The organism is Cellulomonas sp. JH27-2 (genome assembly GCF_014837175.1).
Lineage (GTDB): Bacteria > Actinomycetota > Actinomycetes > Actinomycetales > Cellulomonadaceae > Cellulomonas.
Genome location: NZ_JACYFR010000001.1, coordinates 16,249 through 31,504 on the forward strand (window position 1 = coordinate 16,249; position 15,256 = coordinate 31,504).

General features: G+C 68.4%; 10 protein-coding genes. All 10 read right to left on the minus strand.

Features of this window, described 5'->3' with window-relative positions; genetic code table 11:
- Positions 1–8: 8 nt before the first annotated feature.
- The gene (gene rpsJ, locus IC607_RS00150; RefSeq protein WP_013117879.1) at positions 9–317 is read right to left on the minus strand and encodes a 30S ribosomal protein S10; all 309 of its coding nucleotides are present in this window, start codon (positions 315–317) and stop codon (positions 9–11) included.
- Between the two features lie 324 nt (positions 318–641).
- Entirely contained in the window at positions 642–1,016 is a 375-nt protein-coding gene (locus IC607_RS00155) for a hypothetical protein (protein WP_191784989.1), read from the minus strand.
- A gap of 15 nt (positions 1,017–1,031) precedes the next feature.
- Complete coding sequence (locus IC607_RS00160) at positions 1,032–1,643, minus strand: type IV toxin-antitoxin system AbiEi family antitoxin domain-containing protein (protein ID WP_191784990.1); 612 nt, start codon at positions 1,641–1,643, stop codon at positions 1,032–1,034.
- 240 nt (positions 1,644–1,883) lie between these two features.
- Entirely contained in the window at positions 1,884–2,660 is a 777-nt protein-coding gene (locus IC607_RS00165) for a hypothetical protein (protein WP_191784991.1), read from the minus strand.
- A 145-nt stretch (positions 2,661–2,805) separates the two neighbouring features.
- Entirely contained in the window at positions 2,806–3,999 is a 1,194-nt protein-coding gene (gene tuf, locus IC607_RS00170; RefSeq protein WP_191784992.1) for an elongation factor Tu, read from the minus strand.
- A 119-nt stretch (positions 4,000–4,118) separates the two neighbouring features.
- Positions 4,119–6,221, minus strand: a complete 2,103-nt coding sequence (gene fusA / locus IC607_RS00175) for an elongation factor G (RefSeq protein WP_191784993.1) — start codon at positions 6,219–6,221, stop codon at positions 4,119–4,121.
- 81 nt (positions 6,222–6,302) lie between these two features.
- Positions 6,303–6,773: a 30S ribosomal protein S7 gene (rpsG, locus tag IC607_RS00180; protein WP_191784994.1), complete on the minus strand. Its 471-nt coding sequence runs from the start codon at positions 6,771–6,773 to the stop codon at positions 6,303–6,305.
- Positions 6,773–7,144 carry a 30S ribosomal protein S12 gene (gene rpsL, locus IC607_RS00185; protein WP_013770160.1) on the minus strand — a complete coding sequence of 124 codons (372 nt, stop codon included), beginning with the start codon at positions 7,142–7,144 and terminating at the stop codon, positions 6,773–6,775. The genes rpsG and rpsL overlap by 1 nt, the downstream gene beginning before the upstream one ends.
- 474 nt (positions 7,145–7,618) lie before the next feature.
- Positions 7,619–11,488 carry a DNA-directed RNA polymerase subunit beta' gene (locus IC607_RS00190; RefSeq protein ID WP_191784995.1) on the minus strand — a complete coding sequence of 1,290 codons (3,870 nt, stop codon included), beginning with the start codon at positions 11,486–11,488 and terminating at the stop codon, positions 7,619–7,621.
- A gap of 107 nt (positions 11,489–11,595) precedes the next feature.
- Positions 11,596–15,105 (minus strand): DNA-directed RNA polymerase subunit beta, encoded by a 3,510-nt coding sequence (gene rpoB, locus IC607_RS00195; protein ID WP_191784996.1) that lies wholly within the window; start codon positions 15,103–15,105, stop codon positions 11,596–11,598.
- Positions 15,106–15,256: the final 151 nt, after the last annotated feature.

The following is a 15,256-nucleotide window of genomic DNA, read 5'->3' on the forward strand; positions in this document are numbered from 1 at the left end:
TCCCAGCGTCAGAGCTTGATCTCGATGTTCACGTCCGCGGGCAGGTCGAGACGCATGAGCGAGTCGACGGCCTTCGGCGTGGGATCGATGATGTCGATGAGCCGCTTGTGCGTGCGCATCTCGAAGTGCTCGCGGCTGTCCTTGTACTTGTGGGGCGACCGGATGACGCAGAAAACGTTCTTCTCCGTCGGCAACGGCACCGGACCCACGACCGACGCACCAGCGCGAGTCACCGTGTCGACGATCTTGCGCGCCGAGCTGTCGATGACCTCGTGGTCGTAGGACTTGAGCCTGATGCGGATCTTCTGTCCCGCCATGGCGTCGTCTCAATCTCTCTCTTCGAACCGATCCGTCCGACCCCCGCACTCGGGCGTGTCGCATTTCGCGCCACACCGTTGCGCTGCGTACCGTCAGGCACGAGGTCGGTGGTTGTTGTCGAACGTCCACCACCGGGTTGACCCCGGGGTCCTGCCGTTCGCCACGTCTGTCAGCCCAGCTGGCCGAGCGCGCACGAACGCGCCACCTCAGCGGGCAACTTGACTAGTCTGCCAGAGACACCCAGCAATGGCCAATTCCCTGCGTCACACCGCCCGCACCGACACCCGTGATCTCCCCCACACCCCCGGCGGCGCGACCGCGCGTCAGGCGGCACGACCGCGCGTGGCGCTCGACGCGCGGTCGACGCGGGAGACGCGCGGTCGAGGCGATCCGTCGACGAGCACGCCGGCATTACGGAGGTGGGCCGCGAAAAGCGCCGGGTCAAGCGCTGTTCGCCACGTCCAGCGCGTGACGCCCAGCCCGGTCGCGCGGATCGCGTCCTCGCGCCGCTTCTCGCTCCAGAGTCGCTCCTCGAGCGGGCGCCCATCGGCGATCCCGTCCATGCGGTACTTCAGGCGCCCGTCGAACTCGCCCACGAGCCCGAGCGCCGGCCAGTAGAAGTCGACACGACCTACGAGGCGGTCGTCGACGCGCACCTCGTGCTGCAGGTCGGGTAGCGAGACCGCGAGCTCGATCATCCGCGCGCGGCTGAGCTACTCCCCTACCGACTCCGCACGAGCATCGGCCGCAGCGACGACGCGCCGTGCGCGTGCAGCGCCCCGCCTCGACCCCAGTGTCTCGGCCCCCGCTGCCAGCGCGTCTGACGTCGTCAGCTCGGCGCGCAGCGCGTGGTCGGCCATCGCGAGGCCAGTGGCGAACGGTGCGACGCGTGCGACACCGAGCACCGTGGTCGCCGGATCCGTGACGGTGAAGCCGTCGCGAACGTCTGTCGGCGGGTCGAGGTCGGTCCCGTGCACGACCACACCCCGCCAGGAACGCCCGCCGCTCGCGCCGCGCGCCACGACGTGCACCGACTCCGGCCATCGGCCCACCAACGGCAGGCCCCAGAGAGCCGCCGCGGAGTAGTGGGAGAAGACCGGAGCGGTGAGCGTCCGCGCGGCGGCCATGACGGTCTGCCGGTAGCGAGCCTCGTCGGACATCGCCGCCCACACCTGCGCGTCCACGTACGCGCCCGGGCGGATCCGCGTCATCAGTGCTGCCGCGCGCGCCGTCCTCAACGCGCGGTCGTCGAGCCCTGCCGCGCGCGCATCCTCGGTCAGCACCACACCCCTGCGCGCCAGCGCGCGCACCGCCTCGTCATCCACCAGGCCACCGTGGCACCGCTGGATCCGTCACGATGGCGGTCATCCACAGCGCCGCACATCTCATGACCGGCCCACCCGCCCGCACCCGCGCAACGTGGGCCGCGACCCACCGCGGGTCCGGCGGCGGCGACGCGCGGCGCATACAACGCACGCCGGCGACGGACGACCCGCCGTCGCGGTCCGGTGTGCGGGCGTGGCGATGGGCCGGTCCGCGGTGGACCGGCCCATCGATGGAGCACGTCAGGGGTGGTCGATGGTGAGGGTGGACAGGCCACCACCCACCTTGAGCTCGTAGCGGTCGTCGCCGAGCTGCTCGGTCTTGAGCGTCGTGCCGCTCCCGACGCCCTGCGTGGCCTTGCCGTCGACGGTCGCGGTGCCGATGCCCGAGGTGACGTCGACCTGGGCGCCGACTCCGTCTGGCAGGTGCACGGCCAGGTCCTGCGCACCGCCCGGCTGGTCGATCGTCACGGCACCGTCAGGCTTGGGCAGCGTGAGCTCGATCGTCCGGGTACCGCCGGCGAGGGTGAGGTCGGTCAGCTTGCCGGCACCGAGATCGGCCGTGAGCGTGTCCAGGCTCGAGGAGATCTCCAGCGTCCACGCCACGTCCGGCGCAAGCCGCAGCGCGACCTCGTCGCCCGAGCCGAGGTGGAGCTTGTCGGCGCCGTCCGCCGTGGGCTGCTGCCCCGTGGTCGCGTCGGCCGTCAGCAGGTTGGCACTCGGGGCGTCTGCCGTGATCGTCAGCGCTCGGACGGAGCCGTCGATCGCGAGCGTCGCCTCGGTGGCGCTGCCGCGGTCGATGCGGACCGGGTCCCCCGTGGGGCCGTCGCCATCGCCCGCCCACGGCTTGATGACGATCAGGGCGATCGCCACGGCGACCGCGACGGCTGCTGCGACGACGATCCAGGCCGTGCGCGCGGGGGGCCGACTGCTCCGCGTGGAGGATCGTCGGGTGGTCATCGTCGACGAGCCGGTACTCGACTCGCCCGTTCCCGCGTCGTTGCGGTCGGGGGTATCCATGGCGGAGATGGTAGCGATCCCACGCCCGCTTTTCACCCGCTTGTCCGCTCTGCGGGATCCGCCCGGAAAGCGAGCGGGTACGCAGGAAGGCCCGGACGCCGAAGCGCCCGGGCCTTCCCGGTGTTCCTACCCCGAAGGGCTCAGATCACTTGATGATCTTGATGACGCGGCCCGAGCCGACGGTGCGGCCACCCTCGCGGATGGCGAAGCCGAGGCCCTCCTCCATGGCGATGGGCTGGATCAGCGTCACGGAGATCTCCGTGTTGTCGCCGGGCATGACCATCTCGGTGCCCTCGGGCAGCGTGATGACGCCGGTGACGTCGGTGGTGCGGAAGTAGAACTGGGGGCGGTAGTTCCCGTAGAACGGGTTGTGACGGCCACCCTCGTCCTTGGCCAGGATGTAGACCTGGCCCTCGAACTCGGTGTGCGGCGTGATCGAGCCGGGCTTGACGACGACCTGGCCGCGCTCGACCTCCTCGCGCTTCGTGCCACGCAGGAGCAGACCGACGTTCTCGCCGGCCTCCGCGTAGTCGAGCAGCTTGCGGAACATCTCGACGCCGGTGACCGTGGTCTTGATCGCCTTCTCCTTGATACCGACGATCTCCACCTCCTCGTTCACCTTGAGCGAGCCACGCTCGACACGACCGGTGACGACCGTGCCACGGCCGGTGATCGTGAAGACGTCCTCGATCGGCATGAGGAACGGCTTGTCGATGTCGCGCACCGGGTCCGGCACGTTCTCGTCGACGGCGTCCAGCAGGTCCTCGACCGACTTGACCCACTCCGGGTCGCCCTCGAGCGCCTTGAGGCCCGAGACGCGAACCACGGGGACGTCGTCGCCCGCGAAGCCCTGCGAGGAGAGGAGCTCGCGCACCTCGACCTCGACGAGCTCGAGGATCTCCTCGTCGTCGACCATGTCCGACTTGTTCAGGGCGACGAGCAGGTAGGGCACGCCGACCTGACGGGCGAGCAGGACGTGCTCACGCGTCTGGGCCATCGGGCCGTCCGTCGCGGCGACCACGAGGATGGCGCCGTCCATCTGCGCCGCACCCGTGATCATGTTCTTGATGTAGTCGGCGTGACCGGGAGCGTCGACGTGAGCGTAGTGACGCTTCTCCGTCTGGTACTCCACGTGCGCGATGTTGATGGTGATGCCGCGCTGCTTCTCCTCAGGCGCCTTGTCGATCTCGTCGAACGGCGTGAAGGGGTTCAGCTCGGGGTACTTGTCGTGCAGCACCTTCGAGATGGCGGCCGTCAGCGTCGTCTTGCCGTGGTCGACGTGACCGATGGTGCCGATGTTGACGTGCGGCTTGGTGCGCTCGAACTTCGCCTTGCCCACTGGGTGTCCTCCTCAGGACTTGGTAGAGATTGCCCGTCTGCGATACCGAACGGTACCTGCCAGGCGCGCGTCCTACGGGTCGGTTTATGTGATGGAACTACAGGGTTCGACCTGTGGGACTACTCGCCCCGGGTCTTCTTGATGATCTCCTCGGCAACGTTCCGAGGAACCTCGGCGTAGCTGTCGAACTGCATCGAGTACACCGCACGACCCTGCGTCTTGGAACGCAGGTCGCCGACGTAGCCGAACATCTCGGAGAGCGGAACCTGGGCGCGAATGACCTTCACGCCCGTGGCGTCCTCCATGGACTGGATCATGCCGCGGCGCGAGTTCAGGTCGCCGATGACATCGCCCATGTAGTCCTCAGGGGTGCGGACCTCGACGGCCATGACCGGCTCCAGCAGAACCGGGTCGGCCTTGCGGACCGCTTCCTTGAGGATCATCGAGCCGGCGATCTTGAACGCCATCTCGGAGGAGTCCACGTCGTGCGCGGCACCGTCGAGCAGCGTGGCCTTGACGCCCACCAGCGGGAAGCCCGCGAGGACACCGAGCTGCATCGCGCTCTGGATACCGGCGTCGACCGACGGGATGTACTCGCGCGGGACGCGGCCACCGGTGACCTTGTTCTCGAACTCGTACAGCTCGCCCTCGGCGGGGTCCAGCGGCGCGAAGGTCATCTGCACCTTGGCGTACTGGCCCGAACCACCGGTCTGCTTCTTGTGCGTGTAGTCGATCTTCTCCACCGTGCGGCGGATCGTCTCGCGGTACGCGACCTGCGGCTTGCCGACGTTGGCCTCGACCTTGAACTCGCGACGCATACGGTCGACGAGGATGTCGAGGTGGAGTTCGCCCATGCCGCCGATGACGGTCTGGCCGGTCTCCTCGTCGAGCTTGACGCGGAAGGTCGGGTCCTCCTCGGCGAGCTTCTGGATGGCCAGGGAGAGCTTCTCCTGGTCACCCTTCGTCTTCGGCTCGATGGCGACGTCGATCACCGGCTCGGGGAACGTCATCGACTCGAGCACCACCGGCGCGGACGTGTCGGCCAGGGTGTCACCCGTGGTGACGTCCTTCAGACCGATGAACGCGTAGATGTGGCCGGCCGTGGCCTCCTCGACGGGGTTCTCCTTGTTGGAGTGCATCTGGAAGAGCTTGCCGATGCGCTCCTTCTTGCCCTTCGTGGCGTTGAGCACCTGGGCGCCCTGCGCGACCTTGCCGGAGTACACCCGGACGTAGGTCAGCTTGCCGAAGAAGGGGTGCGCGGCGACCTTGAAGGCCAGCGCGGAGAAGGGCTCCGTCGCGTCGGGGTGACGCTCGACGACGACCTCGGGGTCCTTGACGTCGTGGCCCTCGACGGCCGGGACGTCCAGGGGCGTCGGCAGGTAGTCGATGACCGCGTCGAGCATGGGCTGGACGCCCTTGTTCTTGAACGCCGAGCCGCACAGGACCGGGTAGGCCTGGCTGGCGACCGTGAGCTTGCGGATGCCCGCCTTGATCTCGTCGACCGTCAGGTCCTCGCCACCGAGGAACTTCTCGAGCAGCTCGTCGTCCGTCTCGGCGACGGCCTCGAGCAGCTCGGCCCGGTACTGCTCGGCCTTCTCCTGCAGGTCGGCCGGGATGTCCTCGACCTCGTACTTCTCGCCCAGGGCCGTCTCGCCGCGCCACACCAGCGCGCGCATCTCGACGAGGTCGACGACACCGATGAAGTCGTTCTCGGCGCCGATGGGCAGCTGGATGACCAGCGGCTTGGCCTTGAGGCGGTCGACGATCGTCTTCACCGTGAAGTAGAAGTCCGCGCCCAGCTTGTCCATCTTGTTGACGAAGCAGATACGGGGGACGTCGTACTTGTCGGCCTGACGCCAGACGGTCTCCGACTGGGGCTCGACGCCCTCCTTGCCGTCGAACACGGCGACAGCACCGTCGAGGACGCGCAGCGAGCGCTCGACCTCGACCGTGAAGTCGACGTGACCGGGCGTGTCGATGATGTTGATCTGGTTGTTCTTCCAGTAGCAGGTCGTCGCGGCGGACGTGATCGTGATGCCGCGCTCCTGCTCCTGCTCCATCCAGTCCATCGTCGACGCACCGTCGTGCGTCTCACCGATCTTGTAGTTGACCCCGGTGTAGAACAGGATCCGCTCGGTGGTCGTCGTCTTGCCGGCATCGATGTGCGCCATGATGCCGATGTTGCGGACCTTCGTGAGGTCGGTGAGCACGTCGAGTGCCACGTTGGTTGCCCCTTGTCGGTTGGCTCGTGGAGGTGCCGCGTGCCCGCCCGCATCGGGGCGGACGGGCCGCGGCTGCCGGGATTACCAGCGGTAGTGCGCGAAGGCCTTGTTGGACTCGGCCATCTTGTGCATGTCCTCGCGGCGCTTGACCGCGGCACCGAGGCCGTTCGAGGCGTCGAGGATCTCGTTCATGAGGCGCTCGGTCATCGTCTTCTCGCGGCGGGCGCGGGAGTAGTCGGTGAGCCAGCGCAGCGCGAGCGTCGTCTGGCGGACCGGACGGACCTCGACGGGCACCTGGTACGTCGCACCACCGACGCGGCGCGAACGCACCTCGAGCGACGGGCGGACGTTGTCGAGCGCGCGCTTGAGCACGACGACCGGGTCGCCCTGCGTCTTCTCACGGACGCCCTCGAGGGCGCCGTAGACGATCGACTCGGCGACGGACTTCTTGCCGTCGAGCAGGATCTTGTTGATCAGCTGCGTGACGACCGGGGACCCGTAGACGGGGTCAGCGATCAGCGGCCGCTTGGGGGCCGGACCCTTGCGAGGCATCAGCCCACCTTCTTCGCGCCGTAGCGGCTGCGCGCCTGCTTGCGGTTCTTGACGCCCTGCGTGTCGAGGGCGCCGCGGACGATCTTGTAGCGGACACCGGGGAGGTCCTTCACACGACCACCGCGCACGAGCACGATGGAGTGCTCCTGCAGGTTGTGGCCGACGCCCGGGATGTACGCCGTGACCTCGACCTGGCTCGAGAGGCGAACGCGCGCGACCTTGCGGAGGGCGGAGTTCGGCTTCTTCGGGGTCGTGGTGTAGACGCGGGTGCACACACCGCGTCGCTGGGGGCTGCCCTTGAGGGCAGGCGTCTTCGACTTGTTCGTCTTCGCCTGCCGGCCCTTGCGGACCAGCTGCTGGATCGTAGGCACTACGTCTCCGTCTGTTGGATGAGCTCTGGTCGACCGGATCCCGTCACCCTGGACGGCCGGCATGTTCGAGGAGTGCCGCCCGTCGCGCGGCTGCCTCGGTGGTCTGGAGTCCCGAACCGACCCCCGCGCCCGGGCGTGTCGCCCCGCTCCCCGGCGGCACCGGCCATCCAGGTAGACCTGGCTGATTCGGCTTCGCTCGGCGGCGGTTCTCCACCCGGTGCACGTCCCCGGACGAGTCCGGATCGTGTGCACGCACGAGGGCCCGACGGCGCGGGCACGGTGTCCTACGCTACCTGCCACCTCGATGGGCGTCAAAGTGGCTGACCAGCGGCCCCTCGCCTCGCGTGCGCGGGTCACACCACGTCATCGACGCTACGCCTTCGTGACGCCGCGCACCAGGGACCAAAGACCCGAGGGGGCCCGCCGCGAACGGCGAGCCCCCTCGGGCTGGGACGCGAGTCCCGGTGGATCGGATCAGCGGAAGTCGCCGAAGTCGATGTCCTCGAGCGGGATCGCCTCGCCCGAGCCGAGGCCCAGGGCGGGGAAGTCGATCTCGTCGTAGCCGAAGGTCGGGTACAGCTCGGCCTTCGCCTCCTCGGTGGGCTCCACCGCGATGTTGCGGTAGCGGGGCAGGCCCGTGCCGGCGGGGATGAGCTTGCCGAGGATGACGTTCTCCTTGAGGCCCAGCAGCGGGTCGGACCGACCCGACATCGCGGCCTCGGTGAGGACGCGCGTCGTCTCCTGGAAGGAGGCCGCAGACAGCCACGAGTCGGTCGCGAGCGACGCCTTCGTGATGCCCATGAGCTCCGGACGACCCGAGGCCGGCTGGCCACCCTCGGACACGGCCTTGCGATTCGCGTCCTCGAAGCGCCCACGCTCGGCCAGCTCGCCCGGCAGCAGGTCCGTCGTGCCCGAGTCCAGCACGGTCACGCGACGCAGCATCTGCCGCACGATGACCTCGATGTGCTTGTCGTGGATGTCCACGCCCTGCGAGCGGTAGACCTCCTGGACCTGCTCGACCAGGTGCTCCTGCGTCTTGCGCGGGCCGAGGATGCGCAGGACCTTCTTCGGGTCCACCGCTCCCTGGACGAGCGACGTACCGACCGTCACCCGGTCACCGTCGCCGACCAGCAGGCGCGAGCGCTTGGTGATCGGGTAGGCGACAGGCTCGATCTCGGAGTCGTCCGGCGTGAGGACGATCCGCCGCGAGCGGTCACCCTCCTCGATCGTCACGACGCCCGAGTACTCCGCGATGGGCGCCTCACCCTTGGGGGTGCGGGCCTCGAAGAGCTCCTGGACACGCGGCAGACCCTGCGTGATGTCGTCGGCGGACGCCACACCACCGGTGTGGAAGGTACGCATGGTCAGCTGCGTGCCGGGCTCACCGATGGACTGGGCGGCGATGATGCCGACGGCCTCGCCGATGTCCACCAGCTTGCCGGTGGCCAGAGAACGGCCGTAGCACTTGGCGCACGTGCCGACGCGCGACTCGCACGTCAGGACCGAGCGGACCTTGAGCGACTCGACGCCCGCCTCGATGAGGCGGTCGAGCAGCACGTCGCCCACGTCGTCACCGGCGTGGCCGACGATCTCGCCGTCCACCTCGACGTCGGTGGCCAGCGTGCGCGAGTAGACGCTCGTCTCCACCTTGTCGTGGCGGCGCAGGCCGGCGCCGTCCGGCGTGCCGATCGGCATGGGCAGGCCGCGCTCCGTGCCGCAGTCCTCCTCGCGGACGATGACGTCCTGCGAGACGTCCACCAGACGACGCGTGAGGTAGCCCGAGTCGGCGGTCCGCAGAGCCGTGTCCGCCAGACCCTTGCGGGCACCGTGCGTGGCGATGAAGTACTCGAGGACGGACAGGCCCTCGCGGTAGTTGGACTTGATGGGACGAGGGATGATCTCGCCCTTCGGGTTGGCCACCAGACCACGCATACCGGCGATCTGACGGACCTGCATCCAGTTACCACGCGCACCCGAGCCGACCATCCGGTACACCGTGTTGCGCGCAGGGAAGTTCTCCTGCATCGCCTTGGCGACCTTGTCGGTGGCCTGCGTCCAGATCTCGATGAGCTCCTGGCGACGCTCGTCGTCGGTGATCAGGCCCTTGTCGTACTGGCCCTGCACCTTGGCGGCCTTGCCCTCGTGCTCCTCGAGGATGCCGGCCTTGGCGGACGGCGTCGCGACGTCGGAGATGGCGATCGTGACGCCCGAGCGGGTGGCCCAGCGGAAGCCGGCCTCCTTGAGCGCGTCGAGGGACGCCGCGACGGCGACCTTCGGGTAGCGCTCGGCCAGGTCGTTCACGATCACCGAGAGGCGCTTCTTGTCGACGACGCCGTTCTCGTACGGGTAGTCGACGGGCAGCAGCTCGTTGAACAGCGCGCGGCCCAGCGTCGTCTCGAAGGCCAGCGAGTCGCCCTCGGTCCAGCCCTCGGGTGCGTCCTCCTCGGCCAGCACCAGGTCGTCGAACTTGATCTTGACGACCGCGTTCAGGTCCAGGCTGCCCTGGTCGAACGCCATGACGGCCTCGGACACCGAGCTGAACGCCCGGCCCGCACCGAGGGCGTCGTCCTTGTCCGACGTCAGGTGGAACAGACCGATGATCATGTCCTGCGAGGGCATGGTCACCGGACGACCGTCCGACGGCTTGAGGATGTTGTTGCTCGAGAGCATGAGGATGCGGGCCTCGGCCTGCGCCTCGGCGCTCAGGGGCAGGTGCACGGCCATCTGGTCACCGTCGAAGTCGGCGTTGAACGCCGCGCAGACGAGCGGGTGCAGGTGGATGGCCTTGCCCTCGACCAGCTGGGGCTCGAACGCCTGGATGCCGAGGCGGTGCAGGGTGGGTGCACGGTTCAGCAGCACCGGGTGCTCGGTGATGACCTCCTCGAGCACGTCCCACACGACCGGGCGGGCGCGCTCGACCATGCGCTTGGCCGACTTGATGTTCTGCGCGTGGTTCAGGTCGACCAGGCGCTTCATCACGAACGGCTTGAACAGCTCGAGGGCCATCTGCTTGGGCAGACCGCACTGGTGCAGCTTGAGCTGCGGGCCGACGACGATGACCGAACGGCCCGAGTAGTCGACGCGCTTGCCGAGCAGGTTCTGGCGGAAACGCCCCTGCTTGCCCTTGAGCATGTCGGAGATCGACTTGAGCGGGCGGTTGCCCGGACCCGTCACCGGACGGCCACGGCGGCCGTTGTCGAACAGCGAGTCGACGGCCTCCTGGAGCATCCGCTTCTCGTTGTTGACGATGATCTCCGGCGCACCCAGGTCGAGCAGTCGCTTGAGCCGGTTGTTGCGGTTGATCACGCGGCGGTACAGGTCGTTCAGGTCGGAGGTGGCGAAGCGGCCACCGTCGAGCTGGACCATCGGACGCAGGTCCGGCGGGATGACCGGGACGGCGTCCAGCACCATGCCCGTGGGCGAGTTGCTGGTCGTGAGGAACGCGTTGACGACCTTCAGACGCTTCAGGGCACGCGTCTTGCGCTGGCCCTTGCCGTTCTTGATGATGTCGCGCAGCGACTCCGACTCGGCCTCGAGGTCGAAGGCCTCCAGGCGCTTCTGGATCGCCGCGGCGCCCATCGAGCCCTCGAAGTAGTTGCCGTAGCGGTCCTGCAGCTGGCGGTAGAGCAGCTCGTCGCCCTCGAGGTCCGCGACCTTGAGGTTCTTGAAGCGGTCCCACACCGTGTCGAGGCGGTCGATCTCGAGGTCCGCACGCTTGCGGATCTGCGCCATCTCGCGCTCGGCCGAGTCGCGCACCTTGCGACGTGCGTCGGCCTTGGCACCCTCGGCCTCGAGCGCGGCCAGGTCGGCCTCGAGCTTGGCGGCACGGGTGTTCACGTCGTTGTCGCGGCGGTCCGAGATCTCCTTGCGCTCCAGGTCGATCTCGTTCTGGAGGTTGGGGAGGTCCTCGTGCCGACCGTCGACGTCGACCCAGGTGATCATGTACGCCGCGAAGTAGATGACCTTCTCGAGGTCCTTCGGGGCCAGGTCCAGCAGGTAGCCCAGACGCGAGGGCACACCCTTGAAGAACCAGATGTGCGTGACGGGCGCGGCCAGCTCGATGTGGCCCATGCGCTCACGACGTACCTTCGAACGGGTCACCTCGACGCCGCAGCGCTCGCAGATGATGCCCTTGAAGCGCACGCGCTTGTACTTGCCGCAGTTGCACTCCCAGTCCCGGGTGGGGCCGAAGATCTTCTCGCAGAACAGGCCATCCTTCTCCGGCTTCAGGGTCCGGTAGTTGATGGTCTCGGGCTTCTTCACCTCACCGTGCGACCAGGCACGGATGTCGTCGGCAGAGGCCAGGCCGATACGCAGCTCGTCGAAGACGTTGACGTCGAGCAAGGGGGGTCCTACTTCCTTCGCTTGCCGGGTTGTCCGGCGGACGGAAATGGTGCAAGGGGTGCGGGCGCCCGCCGCCCGCCCTCACGGAAGGGCGGCGGGGCTCGGCGTCAGATCTCTTCGATGCTGCTGGCGTTGGGCCGGCGCGACAGGTCGATGCCGAGCTCCTCCGCTGCGCGGTAGACCTCGTCGTCGTTGTCCTTCATGTCGATCGACACGCCATCCGAGGACAGCACCTCGACGTTCAGGCACAGCGACTGCATCTCCTTGAGGAGGACCTTGAAGGACTCCGGGATGCCCGAGTCGGGGATGTTCTCCCCCTTCACGATCGCCTCGTAGACCTTCACGCGGCCGGGCACGTCGTCCGACTTGATCGTCAGGAGCTCCTGGAGCGTGTAGGCCGCGCCGTACGCCTCGAGGGCCCAGACCTCCATCTCGCCGAACCGCTGGCCACCGAACTGCGCCTTACCACCCAGCGGCTGCTGCGTGATCATCGAGTACGGGCCGGTCGAGCGGGCGTGGATCTTGTCGTCGACCAGGTGGTGCAGCTTGAGGATGTACATGTAGCCGACCGAGACGGCCTCGGGGAACGGCTCGCCGGAGCGGCCGTCGAAGAGGAACGCCTTGCCGTCGCCGCCGACGGTGCGCACACCGTCACGGTTGGGCAGCGTGCTGGAGAGCAGCCCCGACAGGGCGTTCTCCTGCAGACCGTCGAACACCGGCGTCGCCACCGGGTTGCGCGGCTCGCTGCTCGCGGCGATCGCGGGGACGTTGTCCTTCCAGGACAGGTCGCCCTCCGTGGCCAGGGAGATGTCCCAGCCCTGCGCGGCGATCCACCCGAGGTGGACCTCCAGCACCTGGCCGACGTTCATGCGCCCGGGCACACCCATCGGGTTCAGGATGATGTCGACCGGCGTGCCGTCCGCGAGGAACGGCATGTCCTCCTCGGGCAGGATCGTCGAGATGACGCCCTTGTTCCCGTGGCGGCCGGCGAGCTTGTCACCCGCGGTGATCTTGCGGCGCTGGGCGATGTAGACGCGCACCAGCTCGTTGACGCCGGCGGGCAGCTCGTCGCCGTCGTCGCGGCTGAACGTGCGCACCTCGATGACCGTGCCGGACTCGCCGTGGGGCACCTTGAGCGACGTGTCGCGGACCTCGCGGGCCTTCTCGCCGAAGATGGCGCGCAGCAGGCGCTCCTCCGGGGTGAGCTCGGTCTCGCCCTTGGGCGTGACCTTCCCGACGAGGATGTCGCCGGCCGCGACCTCGGCACCGATGCGGATGATGCCGCGCTCGTCGAGGTCCGCCAGGACCTCCTCGGAGACGTTCGGGATGTCCCGCGTGATCTCCTCGGGGCCGAGCTTGGTGTCGCGCGCGTCGACCTCGTGCTCCTCGATGTGGATCGAGGAGAGCACGTCGTCGGCCACGAGACGCTGGCTCAGGATGATGGCGTCCTCGTAGTTGTGGCCCTCCCACGACATGAACGCGACCAGCAGGTTGCGGCCGAGCGCGAGCTCGCCCTCGTCCGTGGCGGGACCGTCCGCGAGCACCGAGCCGGGCTCGACGCGGGCGCCGGCCTCGACCAGGACGCGCTGGTTGTAGCTCGTGCCCTGGTTGGAGCGACGGAACTTCGCGACGCGGTGCGTCGACGTCGTGGCGTCGTCGTTGGCGATCGTGATCAGGTCGGCCGAGACCTCGGTGACCACACCGGGCTTGCTCGCGACGATGACGTCACCGGCGTCGACGGCCGCGCGACGCTCCATGCCGGTGCCGACGAGCGGCGCCTCGGAGCGGACCAACGGCACGGCCTGGCGCTGCATGTTGGCACCCATGAGGGCGCGGTTGGCGTCATCGTGCTCGAGGAACGGGATCAGCGCGGTGGCGACCGACACCATCTGGCGCGGGGAGACGTCCATGTAGTCGACGTTCTCGCCAGCGACGTACTCGATCTCGCCGCCCTTGACGCGGACCAGGACGCGGTCCTCCGCGAAGTGGCCGTCGGCCTTGAGCGCGGCGTTCGCCTGGGCGATGACGAAGCGGTCCTCGTCGTCGGCCGTCAGGTAGTGGACCTCGTCGCTGACCTTGCCCTTGATGACCTTGCGGTAGGGGGTCTCGACGAAGCCGAACGGGTTGATGCGCCCGTAGGTGGCCAGCGAGCCGATGAGGCCGATGTTCGGGCCCTCAGGGGTCTCGATGGGGCACATGCGGCCGTAGTGCGACGGGTGGACGTCACGGACCTCCATGCCGGCGCGGTCGCGGGACAGACCACCCGGGCCGAGTGCCGACAGACGCCGCTTGTGCGTCAGGCCCGCGAGCGGGTTGTTCTGGTCCATGAACTGCGACAGCTGGCTCGTCCCGAAGAACTCCTTGATGGAGGCGACGACGGGGCGGATGTTGATCAGCGTCTGCGGCGTGATGGCCTCGACGTCCTGCGTCGTCATGCGCTCGCGCACGACGCGCTCCATCCGGGACAGGCCCGTGCGGACCTGGTTCTGGATGAGCTCGCCGACCGCGCGGATGCGACGGTTGCCGAAGTGGTCGATGTCGTCGGTCTCGACGCGCACGTCCACGGCCTCGCCGGCACGCTGGCCGGGCAGGGTGCCGACCTCGGTGTGCAGGGCGGCGAGGTACTTGATCGCGGCGACGACGTCGGCCAGCGACAGCACCGAGTCGGCGAGCGGCACGTCGATGCCGAGCTTCTTGTTCAGCTTGTAGCGGCCGACCTTCGCCAGGTCGTAGCGCTTCGGGTTGAAGTAGAAGTTCTCGAGCAGCGCGCGACCGGCCTCGACCGTGGGCGGCTCGCCCGGGCGGATCTTGCGATACAGGTCGAGCAGCGACTCGTCCTGGGTCTGGACGTGGTCCTTCTCCAGCGTGTCGATGACGGCCGGGAACTGCGCGAACTCCTCGCGGATCTCCGCCTCGCTCATGCCGAGGGCCTTGAGCAGGACGGTCGCGTTCTGCTTGCGCTTGCGGTCGACGCGGACGCCGACGTTGTCGCGCTTGTCGATCTCGAACTCGAGCCAGGCGCCGCGGCTCGGGATGATCTTGGCCGTCAGGATGTCCTTGTCGGACGTCTTGTCGGCGGTGCGCTCGAAGTAGACGCCCGGCGAGCGGACGAGCTGCGAGACGACCACGCGCTCGGTGCCGTTGATGATGAACGTGCCGCGCTCGCTCATGAGCGGGAAGTCGCCCATGAAGACGGTCTGGCTCTTGATCTCACCGGTGGTGTAGTTGACGAACTCCGCGGTCACGAAGAGCGGCGCGGCGTACGTGAAGTCCTTCTCCTTGCACTCTTCGGCCGTGTACTTGGGCGGCTCGAAGCGGTGCTCGCGGAAGGAGAGGGACATGGTGCCGCCGAAGTCCTCGATCGGGGAGATCTCCTCGAAGATCTCCTCGAGGCCGGCGGTCTCCGGGACGTCCTGACGTCCCGCCTCGAGAGCGGCGGCCACACGGGCCTGCCAGCGCTCGTTGCCCAGGAGCCAGTCGAAGCTCTCGGTCTGCAGACCGAGCAGGTCCGGGACCTCGAGGGGCTCGTGGATCTTGGCGAAGGAGATGCGGCGCGATGCGGTGCGGTTCGCGATGGCGTCGGCGGACGGAGCAGAAGGGGTGCGCGAGGCAGCCAAGAGGGGTCCTTCCCTGCGGATCGATTGCACGCTGCGCCAGAACCTGGCGAGTCGCGACCCCCCGGCCTCGCAGCACTCCGCGTCGCGCACGTACGGCGCGTGAGGGCTGGGGTTATACGGGATCGCGGGCACAGGCCAGCGCAAAGCGCTA

Bases quoted from the DNA above. Each gene is read 5' to 3' on its own strand.
- IC607_RS00155 (WP_191784989.1), bottom strand. From the start codon at position 1,016: ATGATCGAGCTCGCGGTCTCGCTACCCGACCTGCAGCACGAGGTGCGC.
- rpsG (WP_191784994.1), bottom strand. From the start codon at position 6,773: ATGCCTCGCAAGGGTCCGGCCCCCAAGCGGCCGCTGATCGCTGACCCC.
- rpsJ (WP_013117879.1), bottom strand. From the start codon at position 317: ATGGCGGGACAGAAGATCCGCATCAGGCTCAAGTCCTACGACCACGAG.
- IC607_RS00165 (WP_191784991.1), bottom strand. From the start codon at position 2,660: ATGGATACCCCCGACCGCAACGACGCGGGAACGGGCGAGTCGAGTACC.